The 14,136-nt window shown below is 66.0% G+C and carries 11 protein-coding genes; 6 read left to right on the forward strand and 5 right to left on the reverse strand.

Going from position 1 to position 14,136, the window contains the following annotated elements:
- Positions 1-203 precede the first annotated feature (203 nt).
- On the reverse strand, positions 204-1,025 hold the full coding sequence (lgt, locus tag AC07N6_RS04370; RefSeq protein WP_494781091.1) for a prolipoprotein diacylglyceryl transferase: 822 nt from the start codon (positions 1,023-1,025) through the stop codon (positions 204-206).
- 65 nt (positions 1,026-1,090) lie between these two features.
- Complete coding sequence (locus AC07N6_RS04375) at positions 1,091-1,993, reverse strand: LysR family transcriptional regulator (RefSeq protein WP_494781092.1); 903 nt, start codon at positions 1,991-1,993, stop codon at positions 1,091-1,093.
- A 206-nt stretch (positions 1,994-2,199) separates the two neighbouring features.
- Here AC07N6_RS04375 and ilvD point away from each other — a divergent pair, with 206 nt between their 5' ends.
- Positions 2,200-3,870: a dihydroxy-acid dehydratase gene (gene ilvD, locus AC07N6_RS04380; protein ID WP_494781093.1), complete on the forward strand. Its 1,671-nt coding sequence runs from the start codon at positions 2,200-2,202 to the stop codon at positions 3,868-3,870.
- A gap of 151 nt (positions 3,871-4,021) precedes the next feature.
- Positions 4,022-4,336, forward strand: a complete 315-nt coding sequence (locus AC07N6_RS04385; RefSeq protein ID WP_494781094.1) for a c-type cytochrome — start codon at positions 4,022-4,024, stop codon at positions 4,334-4,336.
- A 178-nt stretch (positions 4,337-4,514) separates the two neighbouring features.
- Here AC07N6_RS04385 and AC07N6_RS04390 read toward each other — a convergent pair whose 3' ends face one another.
- The 3 genes from AC07N6_RS04390 to AC07N6_RS04400 all read right to left on the reverse strand — a co-directional run bounded on the left by AC07N6_RS04390 (position 4,515) and on the right by AC07N6_RS04400 (position 9,182).
- Positions 4,515-7,139, reverse strand: coding sequence for a PepSY domain-containing protein (locus AC07N6_RS04390; RefSeq protein ID WP_494781095.1), 2,625 nt, complete (start codon positions 7,137-7,139; stop codon positions 4,515-4,517).
- Between the two features lie 262 nt (positions 7,140-7,401).
- Positions 7,402-8,238, reverse strand: a complete 837-nt coding sequence (locus AC07N6_RS04395) for an alpha/beta hydrolase (RefSeq protein ID WP_494781096.1) — start codon at positions 8,236-8,238, stop codon at positions 7,402-7,404.
- A 35-nt stretch (positions 8,239-8,273) separates the two neighbouring features.
- Positions 8,274-9,182 (reverse strand): LysR family transcriptional regulator, encoded by a 909-nt coding sequence (locus AC07N6_RS04400; protein WP_494781097.1) that lies wholly within the window; start codon positions 9,180-9,182, stop codon positions 8,274-8,276.
- Between the two features lie 231 nt (positions 9,183-9,413).
- Here AC07N6_RS04400 and AC07N6_RS04405 point away from each other — a divergent pair, with 231 nt between their 5' ends.
- From AC07N6_RS04405 to maiA, 4 genes are read left to right on the forward strand one after another with little or no spacing between them, the layout of a single operon-like run.
- On the forward strand, positions 9,414-10,742 hold the full coding sequence (locus tag AC07N6_RS04405) for an MFS transporter (protein WP_494781098.1): 1,329 nt from the start codon (positions 9,414-9,416) through the stop codon (positions 10,740-10,742).
- Positions 10,743-10,764: 22 nt separating this feature from the next.
- Positions 10,765-12,102, forward strand: coding sequence for a homogentisate 1,2-dioxygenase (gene hmgA, locus AC07N6_RS04410; protein ID WP_494781099.1), 1,338 nt, complete (start codon positions 10,765-10,767; stop codon positions 12,100-12,102).
- Entirely contained in the window at positions 12,099-13,445 is a 1,347-nt protein-coding gene (gene fahA / locus AC07N6_RS04415; RefSeq protein WP_494781100.1) for a fumarylacetoacetase, read from the forward strand. Before hmgA ends, fahA begins: the two co-directional genes overlap by 4 nt.
- Before the next feature lie 34 nt (positions 13,446-13,479).
- On the forward strand, positions 13,480-14,127 hold the full coding sequence (gene maiA, locus AC07N6_RS04420; RefSeq protein WP_494781101.1) for a maleylacetoacetate isomerase: 648 nt from the start codon (positions 13,480-13,482) through the stop codon (positions 14,125-14,127).
- The last annotated feature ends 9 nt before the right edge of the window (positions 14,128-14,136 follow it).

A 14,136-nucleotide genomic window follows, 5' to 3' on the forward strand; every position in this document is an offset into this window, starting at 1 on the left:
GCGCGCCCCTGCGACAAGCTCGGGACAGGCTTCGATACGCCGCTGCGCGGCTACTCAGCCCGAACGGTTATTCGATTTCGCTATTTGATTTCCGTTCGGACTGAGTAGCGGCAACGCCGCGTATCGAAGGCGCGCCGACGATCCAATGAAAACGGGCGGTACCGATGAAGGTACCGCCCGTTTTCATTTGCGTCTTGCCAATGCTATCCGGCCTGCGCGGGCGCTTGCGCCTGCTGCTTGTTGCGGTAGGCCACCACCAGCAGCAGGATGCCCAGCGCGATCATCGGCACCGACAGCATCTGCCCGGCCGAGATGGTGAAGCCGGCGACATGCACCTCGTAGTCCGGCACGCGGAAGTACTCGGTGAAGAAGCGCGCGCAGCCGTACAGCAGCGAGAACATGCCGGCCACCGCCATGCGCGGGCGCGGCTGGCGGGCGAAGAACCACAGGATGATGAACAGCAGGATGCCGTCCACCAGCATCTGGTAGATCGGCGACGGATGGCGCGGGATGTTGTCGACGTTGGGCCAGATCATCGCCCACGGCAGCGAGGGATCGGCCGGGCGGCCCGGCAGTTCGGCGTTGATGAAGTTGCCCAGGCGGCCGGCGGCGTAGCCCAGCGGCACCAGCGGCGCGATGAAGTCCATGATGTCCATCAGGTGGCGGCCGCGCTTGCGGCCCCACAGCCACATCGCCAGCAGCACGCCGAGGAAGCCGCCGTGGAAGGACATGCCGCCTTTCCATACCGCGATCATGTCGGCCGGGTGGGCGAAGTAATACGCCGGGTTGTAGAACAGGATCTCGCCCAGGCGGCCGCCGATGACCACCCCCAGCACGCCGTAGAACAGCATGTCGTCGAGATCCTCCTTTTTCCAGCCGAGCGCGGCGATATGCGGCTGCCTGATGCGCAGGCGGCCGATGGCGAGGAATTGCGCAAAGGCCAGCAGGTACATCAGGCCATACCAGTGGACGGCAAGCGGGCCGATCTGGAGGGCGATCGGGTCGGGCATGGGATGAATCAGCATGAATTCGGTCTTTCAGTGATGGGCGGGACGGAGAGGCATTTGGAGCATGCGCTCTCCTAACTAGTTCAGGCGGCCGGTTCCAGCAATTCAAGGAAGGCGCGCAGCACCGTCGATTGGCTGTCGCGCCGCCAGGCCAGGCCGGTCTGGATGTCCGGCGTCGGGTCCGACAGCCGGCGGTAGTCGACGCCGGGCCGCTTCAGGTTGGATACGGATTGTGGCACAAGCGCCATTCCCATGCCAGCCGACACCAGGCCGACGATGGTCTGCATCTGGATCGCCTCCTGGCCGATGTGCGGCGTCACCCCGGCATCGCGAAAGCAGGAGAGGATGGTGTCGTGGAAGGCCGGCGAGATGCGCCGCGGGAAAATGATCAGCGGCAGCTCGCGCAGGCTTTTCAGCGCCACGGCGTCGCGCCCGCGCACGGCGCCGGCCGGCAGCGCGGCCACCAGCGGTTCCGACAGCACCGGGCGGTAGTCGAGCACGGCCGCCGCCTTGTCGGGCAGCGGCGGCAGCAGCAGGCCGGCGTCGATCTTGCCTTGCATCAGGTCTTCCAGCTGGATGTCGGTGGTGGCTTCGCGCAGGTCGATCTGTACCTGCGGGTAGCGTGCGCGGAAACGCTGCAGCAGCGGCGGCAGGATGCTGTAGTCGGCGGTCGAGATGAAGGACAGCGACAGCAGGCCCGAGGCGCCGCTGGCGGCACGCCGCGCCAGGTCGGGCAAGGCCGCGGCCTGTTGCAGGATGCGCTGGGCTTCCGGCAGCAAGGCTTCCCCGGCCGGGGTCAGCGCCACGCTGCGCTTGGTGCGCAAGAACAGCGGCGTGCCCAGCATTTCTTCCAGCGCGGCGATGGCTTGCGACAGCGGCGGCTGCGTCATGTGCAGCCGGATGGCGGCGCGGCCGAAATGCTTTTCTTCGGCCACGGCGGCGAAGTAACGCAATTGGCGCAGTTCCAGGCGGGTGTCGGAGGACATGGGCGGAGGTTTCCTGATATCTCTGGCGTATTAATTGTCGATGAATAATATATTTGACAGGCTGATATGGACAAGCGCAATCTGCAATTCGGGAACTCCGCCCCGGCCGCCATGACCATGTCCGATATGGCCGGGGGCCCGCCAGATACCGTGATCGCTGGCAAAACAACACAGAGAGTTCGCCCCGTTCAACCAGGAGACCCCCCATGCCATACAACCGCCGTTCCAAAAATATCACCCAGGGCGTTTCGCGCAGCCCGAACCGTTCGATGTATTACGCGCTGGGCTACGAGAAGGACGATTTCGACAAGCCGATGATCGGCGTGGCCAACGGCCACTCCACCATCACGCCTTGCAACTCCGGCCTGCAGAAGCTGGCCGATGTCGCCATCGCGGCCATCAAGCAGGCCGACGCCAATCCGCAGGTATTCGGCACGCCGACCATTTCGGACGGCATGTCGATGGGCACCGAAGGCATGAAGTATTCGCTGATCTCGCGCGAAGTCATCGCCGACTGCATCGAGACCGCCGTCAACGGGCAATGGATGGATGGCGTGGTGGTCATCGGCGGCTGCGACAAGAACATGCCGGGCGGCATGATCGCCCTGGCGCGCACCAATGTGCCGGGCATCTATGTCTACGGCGGCACCATCAAGCCGGGCAAGTGGAAGGGCCGCGACCTGACCATCGTCTCGGCCTTCGAGGCGGTGGGCGAGTTTTCCGCCGGCCGCATGTCGCAGGAAGATTTCGACGGCATCGAGCGCAACGCCTGCCCGTCGTCCGGTTCCTGCGGCGGCATGTATACCGCCAACACCATGTCGTCCTCGTTCGAGGCGCTGGGCATGGCGCTGTTCTATTCCTCGACCATGGCCAATCCCGACGATGAAAAGACCGGCTCCGCCGCCGAATCGGCGCGCGTGCTGGTGGAGGCGGTGAAGAAAGACATCAAGCCGCGCGACATCATCACCCGCAAATCGATCGAAAACGCCGTGGCCCTGATCATGGCCACCGGCGGCTCGACCAACGCCGTGCTGCACTACCTGGCCATCGCCCACGCCGCCGAGATCGAATGGAGCATCGACGACTTCGAGCGCATGCGCCAGAAGGTGCCGGTGATCTGCGACCTCAAGCCTTCGGGCAAGTACGTCGCCACCGACCTGCACCGGGCCGGCGGCATTCCGGCCGTGCTGAAGGTACTGCACCAGGCCGGCCTGCTGCATGGCGACTGCCTCACCATTACCGGCAAGACGCTGGCCGAGGAACTGGAAAGCGTGCCCGCGCTGCGCGCCGACCAGGAGGTGATCCATCCGATCGACCGGCCGCTGTACGCACAGGGCCACCTGGCGATCCTCAAGGGCAATCTGGCCACCGAAGGCTGCGTGGCCAAGATCACCGGTTTGAAGAACCCGGTGATCACCGGACCGGCGCGCGTGTTCGACGACGAATACAGCGCCATGGACGCGATCCTGGCCGACCGGATCAAGCCGGGCGACGTGCTGGTGATGCGCTACCTCGGCCCCAAGGGCGGCCCCGGCATGCCGGAGATGCTGGCGCCGACCTCGGCGCTGATCGGCAAGGGCTTGGGCGAATCGGTCGGGCTGATTACCGACGGCCGCTTTTCCGGCGGAACCTGGGGCATGGTGGTCGGCCACGTGGCGCCGGAAGCGTTTGTCGGCGGCGCCATCGCGCTGGTCCACGAAGGCGACTCGGTCACCATCGACGCCCACCGGCAACTGATCCAGCTCAACGTGCCCGAGGCGGAAATCGACAAGCGCCGCGCTGCCTGGAAGCAGCCGGCCCCGCGCTATACGCGCGGCGTGCTGGCCAAGTTCGCGGCGCTGGCCTCCACCGCCAGCAAGGGCGCGGTCACCGGCTGACTGTATCGACATGGGATTTGGTCTATGACAGATATACGCACAGGGAGATAATAGGGGAGCCGCCAAGGCAGGTAGAATAGGCCCGCCTGCGGACTTCCTCGCGCCTCTTGCGAGCGAAGGTCCGGCCGTTCAAGAATGCTGAGGAGCCCTTATGAAATACCTGTTGTTGATCGCCACCCTGGTCGCCGGATCGGCCATTTCCGCCGAAGCGCTGGCCAACCCGCAATTGGCCAAGTCCAAGAACTGCATGGCTTGCCATTCGGTCGACAACAAGATCGTCGGCCCTTCCTTCAAGGATGTGGCCAAGAAATATGCCGGTCAGAAGGATGCCGAAACCAAGCTGGCCCAGAAGATCCTGAACGGCGGCGGCGGCGTGTGGGGCGCGGTGCCGATGCCGGCCAACAAGGCTCAGGTCAGCGAAGCCGAAGCGCGCGAGCTGGTGAAATGGATCATGACGCTGAAGTAAGCGCTGGGCCGCAAGCGGTTGCGGCATGACATCGCGGGGCCTGCGGGGCCCGCAGGTCGAGGAACTTGAGGAAACGCGATGCGTTTCCTCTTTTTGTTTGTGAAGCGCTTTTATAGCCGCTCACAAAATGCCGCTGGCAAGGAGACGCAACGCGGCCAGCGGTGTTTGCGAGCGGCGCTTAGTAAACGTCGCGCCGATAGCGCCCTTGCTCGATCAGGTCTTCCAGCGCCTGCTCGCCCAGCGCCTCGGCGAGCGCGGCATCGACACCGGCGGCCATGCCTTCCAGGCTGCCGCAGACATACAGCACGGCGCCGTCGGCGATCCAGCGGCGCAACTCGTCGGCCGCGTCGCGCAGGCGGTCCTGCACGTAGATGCGCTGGTTCTGGTCGCGCGAGAAGGCCAGGTCCAGCCGCGCCAGCTTGCCGTCGGCCAGCCATTGTTCCAGCTCGTCCTGGTAGAGGAAGTCGTGGCGGCGGTTGCGCTCGCCGAACAGCAGCCAGTTGCGCGCGTGCCCGGCATGGACGCGCGCGCGCAGGTGGCCGCGCAGGCCTGCCAGGCCGGAGCCGTTGCCGATGAAGATGGCCGGCGTATCGTCCCCGGCCGGCGCGAAGTTGGCGTTGGCCGCCAGGCGCACCTCCAGCGCGGCGCCCACCTCCGCGTATTCGGTCAGCCAGCCCGACGCCAGGCCCAGACCGTCCTCATGCCGCGCCTGGCGCACCAGCAGGTGCAGCGCGCCGTCCTGCGGCACGGAGGCCACCGAATAGCTGCGCGCCGCCAGCGGCTGCAAGGTATCGGCCAATGCTTGCGCATCGCGGGCATGGGTTGCGGCATGGCCGACCGGAAGCACGCTGCGCGCCAGCAGCTCTTGCAGGGGCAGGCGCGTGCCTTTGCTGTCGACGACGATGCGGCCATCCAGCTGCAGTCGCTGCAGCAGCAGCGCGACGCGGTCGGCCGCATGGCGCGGCAGGATCTCCGCCAGTGCGCCCGGCTGCCATGCGTCGTTGGCGATATCGGCGGCATCGGCGGTATCGGTTTTGCGCAGTTCGAGGTGGAAGATCGGTTCGCCCTGGCTGCCGTGGTTCAGTTGCCGGCGTTCCGCCAGCGACCAGGCATGCCAGTCGTCCTGCGGCCGCTGCGCGGATGGGGACGAAGAGGCGGCCGCAGCGACCGCGGCCGTGGTGACGATGCCGTGAGCGGCCAGCACCTGTTCCCATTCTTGCAGCGTGCCGCCATCCATGCGATCCACTTCAAGCAGCGGGAACAAGGCCTTGGCGCCGCGGTTGCGCAGCCAGTGGTCGAGCGTGTGGCCGAAGCCGCAGAACTTGGTGTAGTTGCGGTCGCCCAGCGCCAGCAGCGCGTATTCGACGTGGGCCAGCGATTCGCCCGAGGCCGCGCGCATGCGGCGCTCGAAGGCGCGCGCGCTGTCCGGCGCCTCGCCTTCGCCAAAGGTGCTGACGATGAACAGGATGCGCGGATGGTGGCGCAGTTTTTCCGGCGTCATGCGCGCCAGCGACTGCACCGTGGCCTGGGCGCCGGACTGGCGCAGCAACGCGGCGGCATGCAGGGCCACGCGCTCGGCCTGGCCGGCTTGCGAAGCGTAGGCGACCAGGTACTGAACGGCCTGCGCGCCTTCCTTGCCGGCCGGCGTTGCGGCGACGCCGGCCTGTTCCAGCGCGGCGCGCTCGGCGCGCAGCGCCGCCTTCTTGCGGCGGCGGTCGAGGTACAGCATCCAGCCGGTGATGCCGAACAGCGGCAGCATCAGGCTGGCGATGGTCATGATGATGCGGCCGGGCAGGCCGAAGAAGGTGCCCATGTGCAGCGGGTAGATGGCGGCGATGAATTTGCCGCCGGCGCTTTTGTCCTCATACAGTTCGAACTGTTTGACCTCGCCGCTTTGCGGCAGCACCGTCATGCGGCTGCGCGCGCGTTCGTGCGAGGCTTGTTCGTCCAGAAACAGGATCTGCACCGGTTGCGCCGCTTTCTCGGGCAGGCGTAGCTGGGCGTTCTGGTAATGCGGCGCCTTGGCCAGGAAGGCGTTCCAGGCCAGCGTCAGGTCCAGCGGCGCCGGGCTTGCTGCCGGCTCCTTGGGGCTGCGTTCGCCGCCGGCACGCTGGGCCTGCGGCGCGCGTCCTTCGCCGGCCAGCGTGTTCACGCCCTGCTTGAACCAGTCCAGCGCCCAATAGGCGCCGGTGGTGGCGAAGATCACATACATCACCAGCGCCCAGGTGCCGATGATGGAGTGCAGGTTCCACAGGAAGGAGCGGCCCTGCAATTTGAAGTCCAGCCTGAACCAGGCCTGCAGCGACAGCGGCCGGCGCGGCCAGCGCAGGTAGAGGCCGGACAGCGCCAGTGCGAGCAGCGCCAGCGCCAGCGTGCCCAGGATGATCTTGCCGTCCTCTCTGGGCAGCAGCAGCCAGCGGTGGAAGCGTTCCACGATATCGAAGAATTCCATGCCCGTCACCGGGCCGAACACCTGGCCGGTATAGGGATCGACGTAGCGCGTTTCGCCGCGGCGTACGCCCGGCGGCGCGAACACCACGCGCGCGGAGGCGCCGGCTTCGCGCGAGAGCGTGATCGAGGCGACGCGGCGGCCGGGCTCGGCGGCGCCGATCTTGTCCAGCAACTGTTGCGGCGTCAGCGGCTGTTGCTCGCGCACCTGTACGTGCATGACGCCGGGGCTGAGCGCATCCATGATCTCCTCGCGGAAGGAGAGCATGGCGCCGGTGAGGCCGATGGCCATGAGGATGGTGCCGGCGGTGATGCCGATGAACCAGTGGATTTGGAACCAGATAGTCTTGAACATGCTTGTGCGGCGTTGGGCTGCGCGATGGCGGGCAGCGTATTGTTGTTCGATGGTGGTCGGGCCGGAACCCCTTGTTCTTCCACTGGAAGAATCGCCGGCAAAGCCATTGCAGGCAGGCAATGCGGGGAAAACGCCATTATAAATTACCGCAAATGATAATGATTGGCGTTTATTTGCAATGTTGGGCGTTTACTGAAAAGAATCGGCCGCCCGCCTGCTTGACGAACAGGCAATGCGATGCGGCTGAGAGAGAGGGGGGCGCTCAGCCGGCCTGGACCATGGCCAGCATGGCGCGGGTCAAGGCACTGTCGGCGTCGGCCGCCACATCGATGATGCCCAGATGGTGCGCGCCGGGCGCCTCGGCCATGGTGACCGCATGGTTGGATTGATGCAGGCTGGCCGCGTAGGCATCCCGCTGGCGCCGGAATTCGTCGGATTCGAGGCCGCCTGTACAGAGCAGCGTTTTCACGCCGGGCGGCGGCAGCCGGCGGATCGGGCTGGCCTGGACAGCGTCGGCGGGCGACAGGTGCATGGCCTCGTTGAGGTAACTCAGCCTGACCGGTTCCAGGTCGTAGATGCCGCTGATGCCGCACACGCCCTTGACCGGCGCCGGCCCCAGCGCGCCGATGAGCGTGGCCAGGTGGCCGCCGGCCGAATGGCCCATGAGCCAGATGGCATCGGCGGCGAAGCCCAGGGCGCCGGCCTTCGCATGCAACTGCTTGAGCGCGGTGGCGCAGTCGACGGCAATCGCGTCCATTCGTACCTGCGGCGCCAGCCGGTAATTGATCAGCGCGACATTGATGCCGGCCTGCAGATAGGGCAGGGCGAGGTGGCTGAACAGGTTCTTGTCCAGCGAGCGCCAGTAGCCGCCGTGAATGTACAGCACCAGCGGCCGGCCATTGGCGCCGGCCGGGAAGAAATCGAAAGTCTGCAGCGGGTCGCCGCCGTAAGGCACATCGGCCAGATGCGCATGGGCGGCCCGGGCGGCGGCCGCTTGCTGCGCGAAACGGTCGAAGTAGTCCTGGAAATCGGTGATATCCAGTCTCACGTTGTATTGCCGGTCCAGCGCGTCACGGGTGTACTCGCGGTAGATGTGCATGTGGTTTCCCTGTGCTGTGGTTCTTGTCGTTCTTGTCATTCGGCGAAGTGCTCGGAGATGAAGCCGCGCAGCCACTGGTTGCCTTCATCCTGATTGTAGCGGCGATGCCAGAAAATATTGGTCTGCAGCGACGGCAGGCGCAGCGGCGGCTTGATGTAATGCAAGCCGAACGGCGCGGCGGCGCTTTCGGCCAGCTTGCGCGGCACGGTGACCACCAGCTCGGTGGTGCTGACGATATACGGCACGGCGGTGAAGTGCGGCACGCTAAAACGCACGCTGGGCAATATGCCGGCCTTCTCCAGGTTCTGGTTGATGCGGTCGTAAGGGCTCTCCAGCGACGACACCATCAGGTGCCCGGCCGCCAGGAATTGCTTCAACGTAATGTCGCCCTTGCCGTCCAGCGCATGGCCGATGCGAAACATGCTCACATAGTTCTGGCGGAACAGCCGGCGCTGGTAGAGCGCGCCGGAAACATTGTCGAAGGCGCCGATGGCCAGGTCCACCCGGCCCGATTCCATTTCGCTTTTGAGGTCGATGGCGCCGGCGCGCACCGTGCTGATGCGCACCCCCGGCGCCAGGCGGCCGCAGGTTTCGACCAGCGCCGGCATGAAATAGACCTCGCCGACATCGGTCATGGCAATGGTGAAGTGGCGCTGGCTGGATTGCGCTGAAAAGCCTTCCTGCAGGTTGAGCGCGCGCGAGACCTGCTGCAGCGCCGCCGCCACCGGCTCGGCCAGGTGTTCGGCGAACGGCGTGGGCTGCATGCCCTGCGCGGTGCGCACGAACAGCTCGTCGCCGAAGCTGCGCCGCAGGCGCGCCAGCGCATTGCTGACGGCCGGCTGCGACAGCCCCAGGCGGCGCGCCACGGATGAGATCCGGCGTTCCTGGAACACTTCCTGGAAGACCACCAGCAGGTTGAGGTCGATATCGCTTGGTTCGATCATGGGCAGGCGTTTGGAAAACCTTTATTCATAAAATCAATGAACCACATTCCGGCATTTATATCGTAAAAGAAAGTCGATTGCACTACAGTGTCAACGCAATAAGAACAATCAGCGATGTCCTGCCGGCAATGACAGCCCATTGTTGCCGCCGCGCCAAGCGATCAAAACATCCGGTGCGCAGGCAGGCAACGAGACGAACTGAAAAATACAAAGAGACAGAGGAGCAAGAGCATGAGTTTTCAGCCGGGTGCAGCCGCGCCCACGATCAATGTCGATCAGGTGGTGGAGCAGGGGCGCTTCGGCGCCTTCCAGTTCGGCTTGCTGCTGCTGTGCGGCCTGTGCCTGATCATCGATGGCTTTGACGTCCAGGCCATGGGCTATGTGGCGCCGGCCATCATCGGCGACTGGGGCGTGAGCCGCGCCAGCCTGGGGCCGGTATTCGGCGCCGGCCTGTTCGGCATGCTGCTGGGTTCGCTGGCGCTGACGCCGGTGGGCGACCGCTACGGCCGTCGCCCGGTGCTGATCGCCTCCACCTTGTTCTTCGCCGTGTGCATGCTGGCCACGCCGCTGGTCACCAGCATCGACCAGTTGCTGGCGCTGCGTTTCATCACCGGCTTCGGCTTGGGCAGCATCATGCCCAATGCGATGGCGCTGGTAGGCGAGTTCAGCCCCTCTTCCTCGCGCGTGACGCGCATGATGCTGGTGTCTTGCGGCTTCACCGTGGGCGCCGCCGCCGGCGGGTTTGTCAGCGCCGCGCTGATCCCGGCCTACGGCTGGCACGCGGTGTTCTGGGTGGGCGGGGCGGTGCCACTGCTGCTGGGCATCGCCATGCTGTTCTGGCTGCCGGAGTCGATCCAGTTCCTGGTATTGCGCCGCCGCCCGAGGGAAAAGGCGGCACGCTGGCTGAAGAAGCTCGATCCCTCCATCACGCTCGACGGCGACACCCGCATCGTCGTGAAAGAGACCAAGGCCGACGGCATGCCGGTGGCCGAACTGTTCCGCGAGGGCCGCGCCGGCATCACGCTGCTGCTGTGGCTGATCAGCTTCATGAACCTGATCAACCTGTATTTCCTGTCCAACTGGCTGCCCACGCTGATCCACGACGCCGGCTATTCGACCGGCATGGCGGTGCTGATCGGCACTTCGCTGCAGGTGGGCGGCGTGGTCGGCACGCTGACCCTGGGCTGGTTCATCAACCGTTACGGCTTCACCAGGGTGCTGGGCAGTTGCTTCGTGGTGGCCTGCGTGGCCATCGCGCTGATCGGCAAGGTGGCGGCGGTGCCGGCCTTCCTGTTCATCGCCGTGGTGGTGGCCGGCTTTTGCGTCGTCGGCGGGCAACCGGCCGTCAACGCGCTGGCCGGCACCTATTACCCGACCACGTTGCGCTCGACCGGCATCGGCTGGGCGCTGGGCATCGGCCGCATCGGTTCGGTGGTGGGGCCGGTCATCGGCGGCCAGTTGATCGCCATGCAGTGGAGCAACGCCTCGCTGTTCGTCGCGGCCGCCGTGCCGGCGCTGGTATCGGCGCTGACGGTGGCGCGCCTGCACCGCGTGCGCTAAAAAGCTTGCAAGGAGAAATCGCATGAACAGCATCGCACAATCGCACCTGGCGCAGGCTGCCGTCGTTGCCCGGGGCTACCAGTCCGGCTTCGGCAACGAGTTCGCCAGCGAAGCCTTGCCGGGCGCCTTGCCGGCGCACCGGAACTCGCCGCAGCGGGTCGCCTACGGCCTGTATGCCGAGCAGCTTTCCGGCACCGCCTTCACCGCGCCGCGCGGCCACAACCGCCGCTCGTGGCTGTACCGCATCCGTCCGGCCGCGGTGCACGAGGCCTTCGTGCCGATCGACGGCGGCAAGCTCTTGAGCCATTTCGATGGCGTGCCGACGCCGCCCAACCAGTTGCGCTGGGACCCGCAACCGATGCCCGCGGCGCCGACCGATTTCATCGACGGCCTGGTAACCATGGCCGGCAACGGTTCGCCCGAGGCGCAGAGCGGTTGCGCCATCCACATCTACGCCGCCAACCAGCCGATGACCGAGCGCTTCTTCTACTCGGCCGACGGCGAGTTGCTGATCGTGCCGCAGGCGGGACGCCTGCAACTGCTCACGGAAATGGGCGTGCTCGACCTCGAGCCGCAGGAGATCGCCGTGATCCCGCGCGGCGTGCGCTTCCAGGTGCGCTTGCCCGATGGCCAGGCGCGTGGCTATGTGTGCGAGAACTTCGGCGCATTGCTGCGCCTGCCCGACCTCGGTCCGCTGGGTTCCAACGGCCTGGCCAACCCGCGCGACTTCCTCACGCCGCAGGCCTGGTACCAAGACCGCGAAGGCGACTTCCGGCTGGTCGCCAAGTTCGGCGGCCAGCTGTGGCAAGCGAAGCTCGGTCATTCGCCGCTGGACGTGGTGGCCTGGCACGGCAACTATGCGCCGTACAAATACGACCTGCGCCATTTCAATACCATCGGCTCGATCAGCTACGACCACCCCGATCCGTCGATTTTCCTGGTGTTGCAGTCGCAGAGCGATACGCCGGGCGTGGACACGCTCGATTTCGTGATCTTCCCGCCGCGCTGGCTGGCGGCCGAGGATACCTTCCGCCCGCCCTGGTTCCACCGCAACGTGGCCAGCGAGTTCATGGGCCTGGTGACCGGCGAATACGATGCCAAGGCCGGCGGTTTCGTCCCCGGCGGCGCCAGCCTGCATAATTGCATGAGCGGCCACGGCCCCGACGCCGCCACTTTCGAGAAGGCCAGCCGCGCCGACACCAGCAAGCCCAACAAGGTCGACAGCACCATGGCCTTCATGTTCGAGACGCGCAACATCATCCGCCCCACCCGCCATGCGCTGGAGTCGCCCACGCTGCAGCGCGATTACCAGAACTGCTGGCAGGGCATCCCGAAGAACTTCAACCCGGAGCAAGCATGAACCAGCCAAGCGTACGACTGAACGAAACCCACGATGCCGCACTGCGCAGCTGGGTGGAAAGCGCCAATGCCGACGGCTGCCCGTTCCCGATCCAGAACCTGCCGTATGGGGTGTTCCGCCGCGCCGGCAGCGATGAAGCCTTCCGCGCCGGCGTGGCCATCGGCGACCAGATCCTGGACTTGCAGGCGGCGCATGCGGCCGGCGCCTTTTCCGGCTTCGACGAGCTGGCGCGCAAGGCGGCGCATGCGGCAGTTGAAGGTTCCACGCTCAACGCCCTGATGGCGCTGGATGCGGCGGCCTGGTCCGAACTGCGGCTGGCGCTGTCGCATGTGCTGCGCGCCGGCTCGGCGCACCAGAGCGAGCTGGCCGCCTGCCTGGCGCCGCAGGCGCAGGCCGAGTACGCCTTGCCGGCCGCCATCGGCGACTACACCGATTTCTATACCTCGATCCACCATGCCACCGCGGTGGGCAAGCTGTTTCGTCCCGACAATCCGCTGCTGCCCAACTACAAATGGGTGCCGATCGGCTACCACGGCCGGGTTTCTTCCATTGCCGTTTCCGGCCAGCAGTTCCGCCGTCCGGTGGGGCAGACCAAGGCGCCGGACGCCGAGACGCCATCCTTCGGCCCCTGCAAGCGGCTGGACTACGAGCTGGAAGTGGGTATCTTCATCGGCGGCGGCAACGCGCTGGGCGAGCCGGTGACGATGGACGAGGCCGAGGGCAAGGTATTTGGCCTGTGCCTGTTGAACGACTGGTCGGCGCGCGACGTGCAAGCCTGGGAATACCAGCCGCTGGGGCCGTTCCTGTCCAAGAGTTTCGCCTCCACCATTTCGCCCTGGATCGTCACGCTGGAAGCGCTGGCGCCTTACCGCTGCGCCTGGACGCGTGCCGCAGGCGATCCGCAGCCGCTGCCTTATCTCGACTCGGCCGCCTTGCGCCAGAGCGGCGCCTTCGACCTGCAACTGGAAGTGCTGATCCAGACGCGCGCCATGCGCGAAGCGGGGCAGCCGCCGCAGCGGCTGTCGCTGTCGAACTTCCGCGACTCGTACTGGAGCGTGTCGCAACTGGTGGCGCACCATACCGTCAACGGCTGCAACCTGCGTCCCGGCGATTTCCTGGGGTCGGGCACCCAATCCGGCCCGCAGCCGGAACAGGCGGGGTCGCTGCTGGAGCTGACCGGCGGCGGCAAGCAGGCGATCACGCTGCCCGGCGGCGAACAGCGCATCTTCATCGAAGATGGCGATACCATCGTCATGCGCGCATTGGCACTACGCGACGGCCTGCCGCGCATCGGTTTCGGCGAAGTGGCCGGCACCGTGTTGCCGGCGCGCAGCCTGGCTTGAGTTCGATAAAAGATTTCCTTAAGGAAGAACGAGGATGACAACCCTTTACGGCTATTTCCGCAGTTCCGCTTCTTACCGTGTACGCATCGCCCTGAACCTGAAAGGGCAGGCCTACGACACGGTGCCGGTGCACCTGCTCAACCGCGGCGGCGAGCAGTTCCTGCCGGCCTTTGCGGAGCTGAATCCGCATTCGCTGGTGCCGGTGCTGGCGCATGACGGCCACCATATGGCGCAATCGCTGGCGGTGCTGGAATATCTGGAAGAACGCTTCCCGATGCCCTCGCTGCTGCCGGGCGATGCGGCACAGCGCGCGCATATCCGCGAACTGTCGCTGGCCATCGCCTGCGAGATCCATCCGCTGAACAACCTGCGCGTGCTGCGCTATCTCAAGCACCAGCTGGGCGTGGACGACGACCAGAAGAACGAATGGATCCAGCACTGGATCAAGCTCGGCTTCGCCGCGCTGGAAAAGCAGCTGGCCGCGGACAACACGCGCGGCCATTTTTGCGTGGGCGACATGCCCACCATGGCCGATTGCTGCCTGGTGCCCCAGATGTTCAACGCGCGCCGCTTCGAGGTCGACATGCAGCCGTATCCGACGCTGTGCGCCATCGAGGATGCCTGTAACGCCTTGCCGGCGTTCCAGCAGGCGCATCCTTCGCAGCAGCCGGACGCGGCTTGACCGCACTCC

The sequence above is a fragment of the Herbaspirillum sp. GW821-FHT09A12 genome (assembly GCF_059418325.1).

Excerpts from the sequence above, each read along its gene's own strand:
- lgt (WP_494781091.1), bottom strand. The coding sequence starts at position 1,025 with ATGCTGATTCATCCCATGCCCGACCCGATCGCCCTCCAGATCGGCCCG.
- fahA (WP_494781100.1), top strand. The coding sequence starts at position 12,099 with ATGAACCAGCCAAGCGTACGACTGAACGAAACCCACGATGCCGCACTG.
- AC07N6_RS04395 (WP_494781096.1), bottom strand. The coding sequence starts at position 8,238 with ATGCACATCTACCGCGAGTACACCCGTGACGCGCTGGACCGGCAATAC.
- ilvD (WP_494781093.1), top strand. The coding sequence starts at position 2,200 with ATGCCATACAACCGCCGTTCCAAAAATATCACCCAGGGCGTTTCGCGC.
- AC07N6_RS04375 (WP_494781092.1), bottom strand. The coding sequence starts at position 1,993 with ATGTCCTCCGACACCCGCCTGGAACTGCGCCAATTGCGTTACTTCGCC.
- AC07N6_RS04385 (WP_494781094.1), top strand. The coding sequence starts at position 4,022 with ATGAAATACCTGTTGTTGATCGCCACCCTGGTCGCCGGATCGGCCATT.
- AC07N6_RS04400 (WP_494781097.1), bottom strand. The coding sequence starts at position 9,182 with ATGATCGAACCAAGCGATATCGACCTCAACCTGCTGGTGGTCTTCCAG.
- hmgA (WP_494781099.1), top strand. The coding sequence starts at position 10,765 with ATGAACAGCATCGCACAATCGCACCTGGCGCAGGCTGCCGTCGTTGCC.
- AC07N6_RS04390 (WP_494781095.1), bottom strand. The coding sequence starts at position 7,139 with ATGTTCAAGACTATCTGGTTCCAAATCCACTGGTTCATCGGCATCACC.
- AC07N6_RS04405 (WP_494781098.1), top strand. The coding sequence starts at position 9,414 with ATGAGTTTTCAGCCGGGTGCAGCCGCGCCCACGATCAATGTCGATCAG.
- maiA (WP_494781101.1), top strand. The coding sequence starts at position 13,480 with ATGACAACCCTTTACGGCTATTTCCGCAGTTCCGCTTCTTACCGTGTA.